Here is a 15,229-nt window from a genome sequence, read left to right as displayed (position 1 = left end):
CCCGACATGTGTGGTGACCCCACCGGGTCGCCGCTGTACGTATCGCAGAAGTGAGGACGAGACGCATGACCGAGACCGTAGGCACCCGAGATGGTTCCGCACCCACCAACGTGCCGGTCCTCCGGGAGGGGGTCGCGTCCTATCTCGCGGACTCGGACCCCGAGGAGACGCAGGAGTGGATGGACTCCCTCGACGGCATGCTCGCGGAGGCGGGCCCCGAGCGGGCGCGCTACCTCATGCTCAGGCTCCTCGAGCGCGCCTCCAAGCAGCGGGTTCCCCTTCCGGCTCTCACCTCATCGGACTACGTCAACACGATCCCCACCAGCCTCGAACCCGAGTTCCCGGGCGACGAGTCGGTGGAGCGCACCTACCGGCGCTGGATCCGCTGGAACGCGGCCATCATGGTCCACCGCGCCCAGCGGCCCGGCATCGGTGTGGGCGGCCACATCTCCACCTACGCGGGCGCGGCCCCGCTGTACGAGGTCGGCTACAACCACTTCTTCCGCGGCAAGGACCACCCCGGGGGTGGTGACCACATCTTCTTCCAGGGGCACGCCTCACCCGGCATGTACGCACGCGCCTACCTCGAGGGTCGCCTCCGCGAGCACGACCTCGACGGGTTCCGGCAGGAGAAGAGCCACCCCGGACGCTCACTTCCCTCCTACCCCCATCCCCGCTGCCTACCCGAGTTCTGGGAGTTCCCCACGGTGTCGATGGGCCTCGGGCCCATGAACGCCATCTATCAGGCGCGGTTCAACCGCTACCTGCACAACCGCGGGATCAAGGACACCTCCCAGCAGCACGTGTGGGCGTTCCTCGGCGACGGTGAGATGGACGAGGTCGACTCGCGCGGAGCCCTGCAGGTGGCCGCGAACGACGCGCTCGATAACCTGACCTTCGTCATCAACTGCAACCTCCAGCGCCTCGACGGCCCGGTCCGCGGCAACGGGCAGATCGTCCAGGAGCTGGAGTCGTACTTCAGGGGCGCCGGATGGAACGTCATCAAGGTCGTGTGGGGCCGCGAGTGGGACGCGCTGTTCGAGAAGGACACCGAGGGTGCGCTCGTCTCCCTCATGAACTCCGTCTCGGACGGTGATTACCAGACGTTCCGCGCCAATGACGGCGCCTGGATCCGCGAGCACTTCTTCGGCCGTGATCCCCGCACGGCCAAGCTCGTCGAGGACATGACCGACGACGAGATCTGGGCCCTCCGCCGCGGCGGGCACGACTACCGGAAGATCCACGCCGCCTACAAGGCGTCGCTCGAGCACACCGGTCAGCCCACGGTGATCCTCGCGCACACGGTCAAGGGTTTCGGTCTGGGCCAGAACTTCGAGGGCCGCAACGCCGCGCACCAGATGAAGAAGCTGACGCTGGACGACCTCAAGCTGTTCCGCGACAAGCAGCTCATCCCCATCACGGACGAGGAACTGGAGGCCGACCCGACGCTGCCCCCGTACTACAACCCGGGTCCCAACTCGCCGGAGATCCGCTACATGCTCGAGCGGAGGAACGCGCTGGGCGGGCACGTGCCCGAGCGGCGCCAGACCTTCACCCCGCTCTCCGTCCCGGACATCGATTCCCTGGCCTCGCTCCGCAAGGGTTCGGGAAAGCAGTCGGTCGCCACCACGATGGCCCTGGTCCGCACCTGCAAGGAGCTCATGCGGGACGAGTCGCTACGCGATCGTCTGGTCCCGATCATCCCGGACGAGGCGCGGACCTTCGGGATGGACTCGTGGTTCCCGACCCTGAAGATCTACAACCCGCACGGGCAGAACTACACCTCCGTCGACCACGACCTCATGCTCAGCTACAAGGAGTCCAAGACGGGCCAGATCATGCACGAGGGGATCAGCGAGGCCGGGTCGGTGGCCGAGTTCACCGCCGCCGGCACCGCGTATGCGACCCACGGTGAGCCCATGATCCCGCTGTACATCTTCTACTCGATGTTCGGTTTCCAGCGCACCGGCGACGCCATCTGGGCGGCCTCCGACCAGCTCGCCCGCGGGTTCCTGCTCGGCGCCACCGCCGGCCGAACCACCCTCACCGGTGAGGGGCTGCAGCACATGGACGGCCATTCACCGCTTCTCGCCGCCACCAACCCGGGGATCATCTCGTACGACCCCGCATGGGGTTTCGAACTCGCCCACATCATGCGCGCGGGGATCGAGCGGATGTACGGGCCGGGCGCCGCCCATGAGAACGACACCGACGGGATCGACCGCAACGTGTCGTACTACATCACCCTCTACAACGAGCCCGTCCCGCAGCCGCCGGAGCCCGAGGATCTGGACTCCGACGCCCTGCTCCGGGGCTTGTACCTCTTCCGCAAGGCCGAGAAGGGCGCGCACAAGGCCTCGATCCTCGCCTCGGGTGTCGCGATGTACGCGGCCGCCGAAGCCCAGAAGACCCTGGCCGAGCGGTGGGACGTGGCCGCCGATCTCTGGTCGGCCACCTCGTGGAACGAACTGGCACGGGACGGTTACGAGTGTGAACGCCACGAGCTCCGACACCCGGATCAGCATGCCCGGACCCCGTTCGTCACCGCGTCTCTCGAAGGCAGCGAGGGACCGAAGGTCGCCGTGAGCGATTACCAGAAGGCGGTGCCGGACCAGATCCGCGGATGGGTCCCCGGTGACTTCACCGTCCTGGGCACCGACGGATTCGGGTTCTCCGACACCCGACCGGCTGCGCGTCGCTTCTTCAACACCGACGCCGAATCGATCATCGTCGCGGTCCTCGCCGGGCTGGTCCGCGAGGGCAGCCTCGAGAAGCGCACCCTGCTCGAGGCGGCCCGCCTGTACAAGATCGACGACGTCATGGCGGCGCCCGAGCCCACGACGGATCCCGGGGTGGCGTGACCGAGACGACCGGACCCGCGGCGGGGGCCGGGCCACAGACCGTACAGCCGTCACGGCGCCGATCCGCGAGGGCTCCGGATCAGCGACCGGTCTCGGATGCGCTGCTCAAGCGCATCACCCGGTACTCGGGGACGCTGTCGACGGAAGCGGTCCGGTCCCTCGAGGAGGACCTGCCGTTCTTCGCCGGGCTGTCCGCCGACCAACGGGCGGAGATCCAGCTGATCATCCAGAGCGCCGTGCGCGACTTCGTCACCTGGATGCGCAACCCCGAGGCCCCGCACACCGACACGATCGCGGGGTTCAAGCTTCTGCCCAAGGGCCTCGGTCAGGGCCTGTCCCTGCAGGAGACCGTGCAGCTCGTCCGCTCCACGTGCGAGTACTTCGAGCTGGTCATGCCGCGGATCACCCACAACGAGCGCCAGCGCGGGCTCATGATCGCGGCGGTGCTGAAATTCGGTCGCGAGCTCGGCTTCACCGCTGCCTCGGTGTACGCGGCCGCCGCCGAGAACCGGGGCGCCTGGGACACCCGCATGGAGGCGATGCTGGTCGACGCCGTCGTCCGCGGGGACCGGCACGCCGATCTCGCCTCCGGGGCCTCGGCGCTCAACTGGGATCCGACCACCGCTGCCACCGTCATCGTGGGGCGCCCCAGGGCGGATCTGGGGCTGGCGTCCGTGCCCGCCACGCACAAGGCCGCCGTCGCGGCGGGCAGGCACGCGCTGGCCGTGGTGCAGGGGGCACGCCTCGTCGTCATCCTCTCCGGGGAGCTGGAGTCCTCCTCCGCCGTCCCTCCGGCCGTGCTCGACGCCTTCTCCCCCGACGCGCCCGTCGTCGTCGGACACACCGTGGGGTCGCTCGCCGAGGCCCCGGACAGTGCGGCCGAGGCCATCGCCGGCGCGGCGGCCGCGACCGGGTGGCCCGGCGCCCCCCGCCCGGTGGCGGCGATCGACCTGTTGCCGGAGCGGGTCCTGGGCGGGGACCGCGGGGCGGCGGGGATGCTGGTGGAGCGGATCGTCACCCCGCTCCGGGGCGCCGATCCGTCCCTCGAGGAGACCCTGAGGGCCTACCTGGACTCGGGTGGTCACGTGGAGGCGTGTGCGCGCGGGTTGTATGTCCATCCCAACACCGTGCGGTATCGCCTCAAACGAGTGAGCCAGATCACCGAGTTCGACCCGCTTGACGCGAGGGAGGCTTTTGTCCTCCGGATAGCCCTCGTCCTCGGCAAGTTCGCCGAACGAAGCCCTCAGGACAGCTAAACAATCACTCTCGTCACACCCTGTAACGAAAACTCCACTCACAGAGATGTCGACCCACTCAACACCGGATTTGTGGGAACCCCACAAAATCCGGCCGGTGTTTCTGGTTACGAGAACATCATCCGAGGGAGGGCAACACGTGTTGTCTGATACTCGTGCTTTGCCTCACCGCCCCCGGACAAGGGTCCCAGAAAGCCGGAATGCTCGCGCCATGGCTCGAGCTACCCGGCGCCTCGGCCCGCCTCGACGAGTGGTCCGCCTCGAGTGGACTCGATCTCGAACGCCTGGGCACCACCGCGACCCTGCAGGAGATCACCGACACCGCGGTCACCCAACCGCTGGTGGTCGCCTCCGCGTTGCTCGGAACCGCAGAGCTCCGTCGACGGGGCCAGGTGCCCGCCGATACGATCGTCGCCGGGCACTCCATCGGTGAGGTCGCGGCGCTCGCGATCGCCGGTGTGGTCTCGGAGGCGGACGCGCTCCGCCTGGCGTCGGTCCGGGGCGCCGCGATGTCACGGGCCTGTGCCGACCGGCCGACCGGGATGATCGCCGTCCTGGGAGGGGTCGAGGCCGACGTCCTGCTCGCCCTGGAGAACGCCGGCCTGGAGCCCGCCAACCGCAACGGCGCCGGGCAGATCGTGGCCGCCGGCCCGCTCGAGACGTGTGACGCGCTCGAGCAGAACCCTCCGAGCCGCGCCCGCCTGCGCCGCCTCGACGTGGCCGGGGCGTTCCACACGCGGCACATGGGGTCCGCCGTCGAGAGGTTCCGCGCCCTCGCGGACACGATCGAGGTCCGGGATCCCGAGCTGACCCTGCTCTCGAACGCCGACGGCATGGTCGTCACCTCGGGCAGGGACGCCGTGGACCGCGTGATCTCGCAGATCACCCATCCGGTCCGCTGGGACCTGTGCACGCAGACCATGCTCAAGCTCGGCGTGGACGCGTTCGTCGAGCTCCCCCCGTCCGGGGCGCTCGTCGGCCTGGCCAAGCGCATGATGCGCGAGGTGCCCCGGCACGGCGTCACCACGCCCGAGGACCTGGAGGACGCGCTCGACGCCGTCCCCGCACTCAGCGGCGCGTAGACCACCCCCACGAACCCGCGGTCGCCGGCCTCGCCCGGCGGTCGCGTCATGACGACCCCGCCGTGCCCGACCGGGCGCGACGACACCACCAGAAAGGACACCACATGGCACGCACCGAGGCCGAGATCATCTCCGGACTTGCGGAGATCGTCGAGGAGGTCACCGGAATCGAGCCTTCCGAGGTGACCCCGGAGAAGTCCTTCGTGGACGATCTGGACATCGATTCGCTCTCCATGGTGGAGATCGCGGTCCAGACGGAGGACCGCTACGGGGTGGAGATCCCGGACGAGGACCTCGCCAAGTTGCGTACTGTGCAGGATGCGGTCGACTACATCCAGAAGATCGACCAGAGCTGACACCACGTCCCGGAGCACGGGGCGGGGACGCGTTCAGGGCCGAAGGTGCGGTCGGTGCACCAGACGAGCCCGCGTCTCCACCCCACGTCCGGGACCCGACACACGAGAGCACCCCGCGTCACGCGGGGTGACGGGCGGAAGGCGCGATCAGGGACGGGGGTCCCGGATCGCTCGCCTCCCCCACACCAGCCAGTCCGGGGGTCCATAAGGAGCGCACCCTCCCATCCGGGAGGTGCGCCGCGGAAAGGACTGCATTCGATGACCATCACGAGCACCGTGGACCAGAACACCCAGATCGACCCGCGCGACCCCGTCGCCCGGCTCGAGAACCTCTTCGATCCGGCATCACTGGAGTTCCTCACGGAACCCGACGCGTCGGGCGCGCTCGCCGCGCGGGGCCTGATCGACGGCGAACCCACGATCGCCTATGCCACCGACGCCACCGTCATGGGTGGCGCGATGGGCCTGGACGGGTGCCGTCACATCGTCCACGCGATCGACACCGCCATCGACGAGCACCTGCCCGTCGTGGGCGTGTGGCACTCGGGAGGGGCACGACTCGCCGAGGGCGTCGAGGCGCTGCACGCGGTCGGCCTGGTCTTCGAGGCCATGGTCCGCGCCTCGGGCCACGTGCCGCAGATCTCGGTCGTGCTCGGGCCCGCCGCCGGCGGTGCCGCGTACGGCCCCGCGCTCACGGACGTCGTGATCATGGCGCCGGCGGGCAAGATCTTCGTCACCGGACCCGACGTGGTCCGCTCCGTCACCGGGGAACAGGTGGACATGGAGGGCCTAGGCGGCCAGGACGTCCACCACCGCAAGTCCGGCGTGTGTCACATCGCCGCCGCTGACGAGCGGGACGCTCTGCACCGCGCGAGGCGGCTGGTGAACCTCCTGTCCGCGCAGGGTGAGTTCGATCTGCGGGCGCTCGAGGGCGACCACACGGATCTGGCGGGGTTGCTCCCGGAGTCACCCAAGCGTGCCTACGACGTGCGTCCCCTCGTCCACGGCATCCTCGACTCGTCCGAGTTGGACGGGAGCACGACCTTCGAGGAGCTCCAGGCCAAGTGGGCGCCCAGCATCGTCGTGGGCTTCGGCAGGATGTCGGGCCGCACGGTCGGCGTGATCGCCAACAACCCGCTCCGCCTGGGGGGTTGCCTCAACTCCGAGTCCGCCGAGAAGGCCTCCCGGTTCGTCCGCCTGTGCAACGCGTTCGGCGTACCGCTTCTCGTCGTGGTCGACGTCCCCGGTTACCTCCCCGGGGTCTCCCAGGAGTGGGAGGGCGTCGTCCGGCGTGGCGCCAAACTGCTGCACGCCTTCGCGGAGGCGTCCGTCGCCCGCGTCACGCTGGTCACCCGAAAGATCTACGGCGGGGCCTACATCGCCATGAACTCGCGCGCGCTGGGCGCCTCCGCCGTGTTCGCGTGGCCCGATGCGGAGGTGGCCGTGATGGGCGCCAAGGCGGCGGTGGGCATCCTGCACAAGCGCACGCTCGCAGCGGCGCCGGAGGACGAGCGCGAGGCCCTGCACGAGCGGCTGGCCGACGAGCACGCCGCGATCGCCGGTGGCGTCGGCCGGGCGGTCTCCATCGGTGTGGTCGACGAGGTCATCGAACCGACCGACACGCGTCGCCGCCTCGCCGAGGCACTGGATGCGGCCGCGCACACCCGCGGCCAGCACAAGAACATCCCGCTGTGACCTGAGCCCGTCGGCGGGTCCCTACGCAGACGCCCGACGCCCGTCCCCGGCTATACCGGGGGCTGGCGTCGGGCGTCACGGGGGCGGGCGGGTCGTGTGGCGACCCCGCGCCCCGGCACACGGGCTGGCGGCCAGCCCGGCGGAGGGGCAAGTGGGTATCCCTAGCGCCCCTGGCACCGCCGCTCCTCGGCATGCTCGCGCGCGTGCTCATCGGTGCGGGCGGGAGTGCCTACCCATGGGCGGCTGTCAGGCGCGCGAGCGGATGTCGGCCCGCCCCGGCCCGCCCCGGCCCGCCCCGCGGCACGAAAACGCCCGCACCCCGAGAGGGTGCGGGCGTTCGTCGGCGAGTCGTCGTGAGTCGGGGATCGCCGACCGGAACCGGCCTGTCGGCGCTCGTCAGCCGACGCGGGAGAGCCAGGTGACCTCGGCAGCGGCGGGATGCCCGCGGAGCGGCTCCAGCGCGCGGTCCCATGCGGTGCCGAGTTCGGCGTCCACCGAGGCGTGGAACGCGGCGGGGCCTGCGGCCATGAGGTGCCGGAGCCTGTTCTCCCCGATCACCACGTCCCCGCTCGCGCCCGTCTGGCCTCGCCACATCCCGAGTTCCGGGGTGTGCGAGAAGCGTTCGCCGTCGACGAGGTCACTCGGGTCCTCGGTGACCTCGAAGGCCAGCATCGACCACTTGGCCAGCGAATCGGCCAGGCGAGCACCGGTGCCGACCGGACCGATCCAGTCGACGATCGCCTTGCGGGCGCCCGGCTGGGCCGGCTGGTCCTCCCAACGCATGGCGGAGGACGCGTCGAGGGTGCTCGCGAGAGCCCACTCGACGTGAGGGCACAACGCGGTAGGCGCGGCATGGATGAACACCACGCCGGTCGTCGTATCCGCGAAATGGTTCAGATCAGACATCGCTTCACTCCCGACTCACTGAGGGACGTCTTCCCCAACGACCTCGCGATATCGTGTGAACGATGATTCGTATGTGGTTGTAGTACACAACTGTGCCTCAAGTGAACGAATTACACCAGCGACACTTCTGCATTCTCAGCAAAGTTACAGCACCGTAATCCCGCCGGTGTGAGTCCCCGGCGGCGTGTCGGCGAGGAGGGTGCGTCAGCCCCCGAGGGAGTCCTCCGGGCGGCTGCGACGGGTTGCGGCGTCCACCACCCTGTCCGACAACTCCGGCCACAGCGGTTTGGCCCAGTCCCCGAAGTCGCGGTCGGTGAGCACGACCAGGGCCGTCTCGATCTCGGGCTGCACCCACAGCAACGTGCCCGACTGTCCGAAGTGCCCGAAGGTCCCGGGAGAATTGTGCTGGCCGGTCCAGTGGGGATACTTGGCCTCCCGGAGTTCGAACCCCAGACCCCACGGACACGGTTTGTGCATTCCGTAACCGGGCACGACGCCGTCGAGGCCGCGGAACTGCTCGTTCACCGCCTCCTCCAGTGTCTCGGGCGCCAGGAGCCGCGGTGCCACGAGTTCGGTCGCGAAGGCGACCAGGTCGGCGAGGCTGGCCGAGGCACCGTGTCCGGCCGAGCCCTCGAGCACCGTCGATCCCATCCCGAGCGGCTGACACACGGCCTCGGTGAGGTAGTCGGGGAAGGCGATCCCCGTGGCGTCGGCGATGTGATCCGCGAGCACCTCGAAGCCGGCCGAGGAGTAGATGCGTCGCTCCCCCGGCCCGGCGCGCACCTTCCCGCGATCACTGAAGTCCAGACCGGATGCGTGGGCCAACAGGTGGCGGACGGTCGAGCCCTCGGGCCCGGCGGCCTCGTCGAGGGAGATCGCCTCCTCCTCGACAGCGAGGAGCGCGGCCACGGCCACTATCGGTTTGGTCACCGAGGCGAGACGGTAGACGCGGTCCTCGTCGCCACGCACGGCCAGGAGCCCCTCCGGACCGACGACCGCTGCCGAGACGTTGTCCACCGGCCAGTCCTCGACGGCCGCCAGGGCTGCGTCCAGCCGGTCTCGATCGAACTCGTCCGACATGTGATCCTCCCGGGTGATGTCAGATCGGGCCGTCGTCGGCCGGATCGTCTACAGCTGTGTGGTCAGTGTGTCAGCTCGGCGGTCACGTCCGCGGCACGTCGCGCCGACGGAACCCGACCAGCCCCGCGCCCACCAGGGCGACCGCCACAAGCAGCAGTACCGCCACCCCGATCGTGTCGACCGGCCCGACGGGGGCCCGCCCCACCGCACCGAACGGTGACAGGCGCATCTGGGACTCGGTGAGTCTGAGGGTGGGGCCCATGAACGTGACGACCGCGGAGACGGCGAACAGCGCCCAGGCCAGGGCCTGCATGCGGGGTACCCACCCGAACAGGGCCACCGACACCCCGACGAATACGAGCGCGGCCGGCACCTGCCAGGACCCGGCCGCGACGATGCGCCCCAGTGAGTCCGGGTCGTCGAGGGCGACGGAGGTGGCCAGCGCGAAGGCCGCGGAACCCGCCACCACGACCAGGACGGCGCCCGCGGCGACCACAGCGGTGTGCAGGGCCAACAGTGACCACCTCGAGCGGCCGGCCGCGAGTTCGAGCTCCAACCGTCCCGTGGTCTCCTCCCCCCGCAGTCCGCCGAGGGTCTGGAGGGCGAACCCCGCGCCGAGGATCCCGACGAACACGACGAGCATCTGCACGAGGGAGTCGACGAGCGCCGGGGACTCGACCAGGAAGGCCGCGAGGGCGGGGTTGGACATGATCGCCTCGACCACGACGTTCATCAGGGCGCCGTACATGGTCATGAGCGCCACGACCCCGACCGTCCATCCGATGAACGCACCGAGGTGCTGGTGTACCGCCACGCCGAGCTCGGACGCCCGCCACCTCGACGCCGTGGCCGAGCCCGTCCGGGCCGGCACCAACCCGGCGCCGACATCGCGGCGACCGGAGAGCCACAGGGCGGCGGCGGACAGAGCTCCGGCCGTCACGACGGCCACCACCAGCGGGAGTGCGGAGGGGTCCCCGAACGGCCGGACCAACCCGTGCCACCCCAGGGGGGAGGTCCAGCTCACCCAGTTCTCGTTGGTGTCCCCGATCCCCCGCAGGACGAGGGTGAGTCCGGCCAAGGTCATGCCCGTCGCCCACACGGTGCGGTTGTGGGCCACCACCTGCGCGAGCACGGCAGTGGCAGCGGCGTATACCCATCCGGTGGCGACGATCGACGCCGCGTAGAGCGCGGCCCCGGTCCGGTCGACCGGGATGGCGAGCGTCGACGCCCAGATTCCGGCGCCGAGGAGGAGGAACACGCCGGCGACGACGACGAGGGCCGCCGTGACCGGGGCGAGCCGACCCGTCCGGGCGGACAGGAGGAGTTCCGTCCTGCCGGTCTCCTCCTCCCGGCGGGTGGACCGAGCGGTCAGGGCGATCGCCATGATCGGGATCGCGAAGGAGGCGATGAACGCGTACTCGTTCATCATGACCCCACCCAGGGTGTCGAGCCCCGCTATACGTCCGTTGAGCATCACCATCGCCTCGCCCAGGGAGGCGGAGTAGGTGGCGAGCTTCTCCGGCGTGTCGTACAGGGCCGCTATCGAGACGGCGGTGAGCAGATACAGCGCGACCAGCCCGAGGACCCACGCGGCGGCGGAGCGCCACCCCGTCCGCAGGTCGATCCGGGCCAGCAGGCCTGTGCCGGCGAATGCGGAGTTCACCGCGACCCGCCGGGGGTCGTGCCCGCCTCTGCGGGTCCCCCTGCGGCCCCCGCGCCCGAGTAGGCGGAGAGGAAGAGGTCGTCCAGGCTGGGTGGGGTGGCGGTGAGGGTGTGTATGCCGGCCGCGTGCAGGATCCCCGTGACCTCGGCGAGCCGCTCTGCCGGCACGTGGCAGCGGACGTCGAACCGCCCGTCCCCGGAGCGCTCCAACCGCAGACCGTCGACCCCGCCCACGGTCTCCAGTGCGCGGGGATCGGTGTCGGTGACGGCGTGGACCTCCGTGGTGGTGTGGCGGCGCAGGTCGCCCAGGGTGCCCGAGCTGATCGTGCGGCCGTCGCGGATGATGCTCACCCGATCGGCCAGCGCCTCGACCTCCCCCATGATGTGGCTGGAGAGCAGCACGGTGGAACCACCGTCGACGGCCTCCCGGACGCAGCCCTGGAACACCTGCTCCATCAGCGGATCCAGACCGGAGGTGGGCTCGTCCAACACGAGCAGTTCGGCGCCGGACGCCAGGGCCGCCACGAGTGAGACCTTCTGCCGGTTCCCCTTGGAGTAGTCACGGGTGCGCTTGGTGGGGTCCAGGCGGAAGCGTTCGATCAGCTGGTCGCGGCGTGCCGGGTCCAGTCCCCCCAGCGCTCGTCCCAGTATGTCGATGCACTGGCCGCCGGTCAGGCGGGGCCACAGCGTCACCTCCCCCGGGACGTACGCCAGCCTGGAGTGGAGGTCGACCGCATCGCGCCACGGATCGCGGCCGAACAGGGTCACCCGTCCCGAATCGGACCGCATCAGACCCAGCAGGATCCTGATGGTGGTGGATTTCCCGGAACCGTTGGGCCCCAGGAAGCCGTGTACCTCGCCGCGGCGGACGTCGAGGTCCAGGCCGTCGAGCGCCCGGGTGGCGCCGAACGTCTTGACCAGGCCCTCGACGTGCACCACCGGGTCCGAATCTGAACGCATGACCAGTCCCTTCGTCGATTCTCCCCGATCATCCTCTCCATCCTCGGCACAATGTGGCAATGCGCTCACCGATGTCCGGACACAGGACTTTCCGCCCCTCGATCGCCGACCGCCTCACCAAGGCGGCCATGACCGCCTCTGGTTCTCTACCCGGTCCGGTCATCCAGCTGGCAGGTGGCGCCCCCCGGAGGATCGACGGCCAGGTGCTGGACCCGCATTTCCAGGCCGGGGTCCGGGTGATGTCCCTGTTGTCCGAGGGCGAGTACGAGGACATGCCGGTCGAACAGGCACGCCAGACGGTGGAGCGGTCGGCGTACACCGTCTCGGGGAACCGGATCGACCTCGCCGTCGTCAAGGACCTCGTCCTCCCGCTCGCCGGAACGGATCAGCCCGGCGACGAGACCGCCCGGGCCGACCTGCCCGCCCGCCTGTACTCCCCCGTCCACGGAGACGAAGCGCTGCCGATGCTCGTGTTCTTCCACGGCGGCGGGTGGGTGCTCGGGAGCATCGACTCCCACGATGCGACCTGCCGGTACATCGCGCGGATGGGCGGCCTCAAGGTTCTCAGCGTGGACTACCGTCTGGCCCCCGAGTTCCTCTTCCCCACGGCGGCCGAGGACGCCCTGGCCTCGTTCCGGTACGTGCGGGACAACGCCGGGTCCCTCGGGGTCGACCCGACGCGCATCGCGGTGGGCGGCGACAGCGCGGGCGGGAACCTGGCGGCGGTCGTGTGTCAACAGACCCGCGACGCCGGCGAGAAGACCCCCGACTTCCAACTGCTGTTCGTCCCCGCGACCAACATGTCGACGCGGACCCGCTCGTTCGAGCTGTTCGGCGAGGGCTTCTTCCTCACGGGGAAGAACATGGACTTCTACGAGAACACCTACCTGCGTTCCGACGACGACCGCCTCGACCCGCGGGCCTCCCCGCTGCTGGCCGAGGACTTCTCCGGCCTGCCCCCGGCGCACGTCGCCACCGGCGGGTTCGACCCGCTGCGCGATGAGGGCGAGGCGTACGCGCGGAAGATGGCCGACGCCGGCGTCAAGGTCTCGCTGCGCCGGCATTCCACGATGGTCCACCCGTTCGTCAACGCCGTCGGCGCCACCCCGCTCGCGCGCGCCGCGCTCTCGGAGGCGGTCGGAGCGCTGCGGATGGGTCTGGCGTACTGACCCGGGGTGGTCGGCGCATCGGCGTCGTGATGGTGGGGCCAGCGGGGCTCGAACCCGCGACCAGCGGATTATGAGTCCGCGGCTCTAACCAACTGAGCTATAGCCCCCCGCACGCGCCGGGAGCATCCACCGGCACGTGCCGCGCAATCGTAGCAAGACCCCTCACCGGTCCTCCGGCCACCAGACGGCACGCACTGCCGAGAGTCCGTCGGCGACCTGCGAGGGCGGGTCGTCCCATGCCATGACCAGCCGCTCGGGCGACTCATAGGCGGGATGACCCGGATCGCCGGTGGTCACGAAGTCGACCCACGAGTCGTGCATCCCCTCGACCAGACCCGCCGGCGGCGGGGCACCGAGATAGCGTTCCACGTTCTCCCCGTCCGGGACGGCCCAGAAGAACGGAAGGTCGGCGCAGTGCCTGGGCCCGTTTCCCCCGGTCCAGCAGAAGTCGTACACCCACGTCGGGTCGCCGGCGGCCACCCTGGTCTCGGCTGCGCGGGCCACCGTGGAGTGGATCGCGGCCGCGTCGATCACCGCGCCCACGCTCCGTCGCAGAGACCGGCCGTTCGACTGCCGGGCCAGCGCCCTGAGCCCCTGCCTGGGGAGTTGCTGGGACACCGCCATGAACGCGGCCCCCGGCACCAGCGCCGGACCCGGGAGCTTGTCCGAGACGGCCTCGAACTCCGTCGCGGTGGAACCGATGAGCAGCGGGACGCTCGTTGAAGGGCCTGCGGCGACCGCCTCGAGGGGAGGGGCCGGGACCGTCTCGCCTCCGACCACCGGACGGAACGGGAGCGTGAACTGGTTCTCGCGCCGGAGGCGCCGATGGAACTCGTCCACGGCGCCACGTCCCCCGGCCGCCAGCTCCTCCGCGGTGATCCCCTTGGGCGGGCGGGTCGCCGGGGCCCGCAGGACCGCCGGTGACGCCGCGATCGCCCCGTGGAACAGCCCTGCCGCCGGCGGTGAACCCAACAGGCACAGCACCGCTCCCCCGCCGGCCGACTGCCCGGTGACCGTCACCCTGTCGGGATCTCCGCCGAACGCGGCGATCTCGTCCCGGACCCACTCGAGGGCGGCGATCCAGTCGAGCATCCCGCGGTTGTCCGGGGCGTCGGGGAACGGCGTGAAGCCCTCGACACCCAGGCGGTAGCCCACCGAGACCACGATGATCCCCCGGCGGGCGAAGGTCGCACCGTCGAACCACGGCTGATGGGACGACCCCGATTCCCAGCCGCCCCCGTGGATCCACACCATCACCGGGTGCCCGGAACCCGTCGCCGGCGCCCACACGTCCACGTGCAGGATGTCGGTGCCCGCGACGATCGGCTCGGGGATCGCCGGGTCCGGGTCGAACCTCAGCCTCTGGGCGGTGGCGGCGGGCCTCGTCGCATCACGGACCCCGTCCCACGGCGCTCTACGGACCGGGGAGGCGAAGCGCAGCTCGCCGACCGGGTCCTCGGCGTACGGAATGCCGTAGAAGCGGACGACGTCACCGAGCTCGGTCCCACGGACGCGGCCGGTCGAGAGGGTGACTTCGGCGTCGGTCATGGCGCCAGGTTAACGACGAAGGCTGAGATCGCCCGGCGATTCCTGCTAGGAAAAGGTGATGAGCAGTGACAGGGACCAGATCATCGAGCGGCTGGCGGACATCGCCACCGCTCTGGACACCCGCGACTGGGACGGGCTGGGAGAGCTGTTCACCGAATCCGCGACCGGGTACGGGGCGGCCGGTCGGGAGCAGATCGTCCGGACGGTGCGGGACCACCTCGGCGGGTATGGCCCCTCCCAGCATCTGCTGGGCAACCACAGGGTGCACCTCGCGCTCGACGGAGACGAGGACCGGGCGAGGAGTCTGACGTACGCGCGGGTGCTTCACCTCGGGACGGGAGACCAGGCCGGACTGAGCTACGAGTGCTTCGGCGAGTACTCCGACCTGTGGACCAGGACCCCCGCGGGCTGGCGGATCGTCTCCAGGCGGTTCCGCGTCGACTTCGACCGCGGCGACTTCCGGACACTCCAGCCCGGCTGACCCCGAAATGCGGATCAGGCCGGAGGAGTGTCTCCTCCGGCCTGATCTACTGCTCCCCCATCTGGACTCGAACCAGAAACCCTTCGATTAACAGTCGAATGCTCTGCCAATTGAGCTATGGGGGATTGCTGCCGGTGACCGACGAGCACGTCGGACACCGAGAACTCACCTTA

The 15,229-nt window shown here is 70.1% G+C and carries 12 protein-coding genes and 2 tRNA genes; 7 read left to right on the top strand and 7 right to left on the bottom strand.

Features of this window, described 5'->3' with window-relative positions:
* Nucleotides 1-65 precede the first annotated feature (65 nt).
* From aceE to ABD250_RS08320, 5 genes are all read left to right on the top strand, one after another.
* On the top strand, nucleotides 66-2,861 hold the full coding sequence (gene aceE, locus ABD250_RS08340) for a pyruvate dehydrogenase (acetyl-transferring), homodimeric type (protein WP_179524990.1): 2,796 nt from the start codon (nucleotides 66-68) through the stop codon (nucleotides 2,859-2,861).
* On the top strand, nucleotides 2,858-4,117 hold the full coding sequence (locus tag ABD250_RS08335; protein ID WP_344391700.1) for a PucR family transcriptional regulator: 1,260 nt from the start codon (nucleotides 2,858-2,860) through the stop codon (nucleotides 4,115-4,117). The genes aceE and ABD250_RS08335 overlap by 4 nt, the downstream gene beginning before the upstream one ends.
* 155 nt (nucleotides 4,118-4,272) lie before the next feature.
* Nucleotides 4,273-5,199 (top strand): acyltransferase domain-containing protein, encoded by a 927-nt coding sequence (locus tag ABD250_RS08330; protein WP_182658460.1) that lies wholly within the window; start codon nucleotides 4,273-4,275, stop codon nucleotides 5,197-5,199.
* Between the two features lie 104 nt (nucleotides 5,200-5,303).
* Nucleotides 5,304-5,555 (top strand): meromycolate extension acyl carrier protein AcpM, encoded by a 252-nt coding sequence (gene acpM / locus ABD250_RS08325; RefSeq protein ID WP_095719155.1) that lies wholly within the window; start codon nucleotides 5,304-5,306, stop codon nucleotides 5,553-5,555.
* A gap of 258 nt (nucleotides 5,556-5,813) precedes the next feature.
* Nucleotides 5,814-7,250: an acyl-CoA carboxylase subunit beta gene (locus ABD250_RS08320; RefSeq protein WP_344391693.1), complete on the top strand. Its 1,437-nt coding sequence runs from the start codon at nucleotides 5,814-5,816 to the stop codon at nucleotides 7,248-7,250.
* Nucleotides 7,251-7,646: 396 nt separating this feature from the next.
* Here the strand turns inward: ABD250_RS08320 and ABD250_RS08315 are convergent, their stop codons facing one another.
* From ABD250_RS08315 to ABD250_RS08300, 4 genes are all read right to left on the bottom strand, one after another.
* Nucleotides 7,647-8,156, bottom strand: a complete 510-nt coding sequence (locus tag ABD250_RS08315; protein ID WP_179524986.1) for a DUF3145 domain-containing protein — start codon at nucleotides 8,154-8,156, stop codon at nucleotides 7,647-7,649.
* 204 nt (nucleotides 8,157-8,360) lie between these two features.
* Nucleotides 8,361-9,236, bottom strand: coding sequence for a serine hydrolase domain-containing protein (locus tag ABD250_RS08310; protein WP_179524985.1), 876 nt, complete (start codon nucleotides 9,234-9,236; stop codon nucleotides 8,361-8,363).
* An 82-nt stretch (nucleotides 9,237-9,318) separates the two neighbouring features.
* Nucleotides 9,319-10,899, bottom strand: a complete 1,581-nt coding sequence (locus ABD250_RS08305; protein ID WP_182658134.1) for an ABC transporter permease — start codon at nucleotides 10,897-10,899, stop codon at nucleotides 9,319-9,321.
* Nucleotides 10,896-11,858, bottom strand: coding sequence for an ABC transporter ATP-binding protein (locus ABD250_RS08300; protein ID WP_179524983.1), 963 nt, complete (start codon nucleotides 11,856-11,858; stop codon nucleotides 10,896-10,898). Before ABD250_RS08300 ends, ABD250_RS08305 begins: the two co-directional genes overlap by 4 nt.
* A gap of 59 nt (nucleotides 11,859-11,917) precedes the next feature.
* On the opposite strand from ABD250_RS08300, the gene ABD250_RS08295 reads away from it, so the two are divergent.
* On the top strand, nucleotides 11,918-13,027 hold the full coding sequence (locus ABD250_RS08295) for an alpha/beta hydrolase (RefSeq protein WP_241730530.1): 1,110 nt from the start codon (nucleotides 11,918-11,920) through the stop codon (nucleotides 13,025-13,027).
* A gap of 30 nt (nucleotides 13,028-13,057) precedes the next feature.
* Here the strand turns inward: ABD250_RS08295 and ABD250_RS08290 are convergent.
* Nucleotides 13,058-13,134, bottom strand: a tRNA-Ile gene (locus ABD250_RS08290).
* A 55-nt stretch (nucleotides 13,135-13,189) separates the two neighbouring features.
* On the bottom strand, nucleotides 13,190-14,575 hold the full coding sequence (locus tag ABD250_RS08285; protein ID WP_182611192.1) for a carboxylesterase/lipase family protein: 1,386 nt from the start codon (nucleotides 14,573-14,575) through the stop codon (nucleotides 13,190-13,192).
* A 58-nt stretch (nucleotides 14,576-14,633) separates the two neighbouring features.
* Between ABD250_RS08285 and ABD250_RS08280 the strand changes: the two genes are divergently transcribed.
* Nucleotides 14,634-15,056: a nuclear transport factor 2 family protein gene (locus ABD250_RS08280; RefSeq protein WP_182658135.1), complete on the top strand. Its 423-nt coding sequence runs from the start codon at nucleotides 14,634-14,636 to the stop codon at nucleotides 15,054-15,056.
* A gap of 52 nt (nucleotides 15,057-15,108) precedes the next feature.
* Here the strand turns inward: ABD250_RS08280 and ABD250_RS08275 are convergent.
* Nucleotides 15,109-15,181: transfer RNA gene (locus tag ABD250_RS08275), tRNA-Asn, on the bottom strand.
* Nucleotides 15,182-15,229: the final 48 nt, after the last annotated feature.

The organism is Dietzia cercidiphylli, from assembly GCF_039531545.1.
Classification (GTDB): domain Bacteria; phylum Actinomycetota; class Actinomycetes; order Mycobacteriales; family Mycobacteriaceae; genus Dietzia; species Dietzia natronolimnaea.
The sequence above is the reverse complement of the archived record's forward strand: the minus strand, read 5'-3'. Positions and strand labels throughout refer to the sequence as shown.

What these genes read in the sequence shown, in the direction of transcription:
- ABD250_RS08280 (WP_182658135.1), top strand. Translation starts at nt 14,634, where the DNA reads ATGAGCAGTGACAGGGACCAGATCATCGAGCGGCTGGCGGACATCGCC.
- aceE (WP_179524990.1), top strand. Translation starts at nt 66, where the DNA reads ATGACCGAGACCGTAGGCACCCGAGATGGTTCCGCACCCACCAACGTG.
- acpM (WP_095719155.1), top strand. Translation starts at nt 5,304, where the DNA reads ATGGCACGCACCGAGGCCGAGATCATCTCCGGACTTGCGGAGATCGTC.
- ABD250_RS08315 (WP_179524986.1), bottom strand. Translation starts at nt 8,156, where the DNA reads ATGTCTGATCTGAACCATTTCGCGGATACGACGACCGGCGTGGTGTTC.
- ABD250_RS08320 (WP_344391693.1), top strand. Translation starts at nt 5,814, where the DNA reads ATGACCATCACGAGCACCGTGGACCAGAACACCCAGATCGACCCGCGC.
- ABD250_RS08310 (WP_179524985.1), bottom strand. Translation starts at nt 9,236, where the DNA reads ATGTCGGACGAGTTCGATCGAGACCGGCTGGACGCAGCCCTGGCGGCC.
- ABD250_RS08300 (WP_179524983.1), bottom strand. Translation starts at nt 11,858, where the DNA reads ATGCGTTCAGATTCGGACCCGGTGGTGCACGTCGAGGGCCTGGTCAAG.
- ABD250_RS08285 (WP_182611192.1), bottom strand. Translation starts at nt 14,575, where the DNA reads ATGACCGACGCCGAAGTCACCCTCTCGACCGGCCGCGTCCGTGGGACC.
- ABD250_RS08295 (WP_241730530.1), top strand. Translation starts at nt 11,918, where the DNA reads ATGCGCTCACCGATGTCCGGACACAGGACTTTCCGCCCCTCGATCGCC.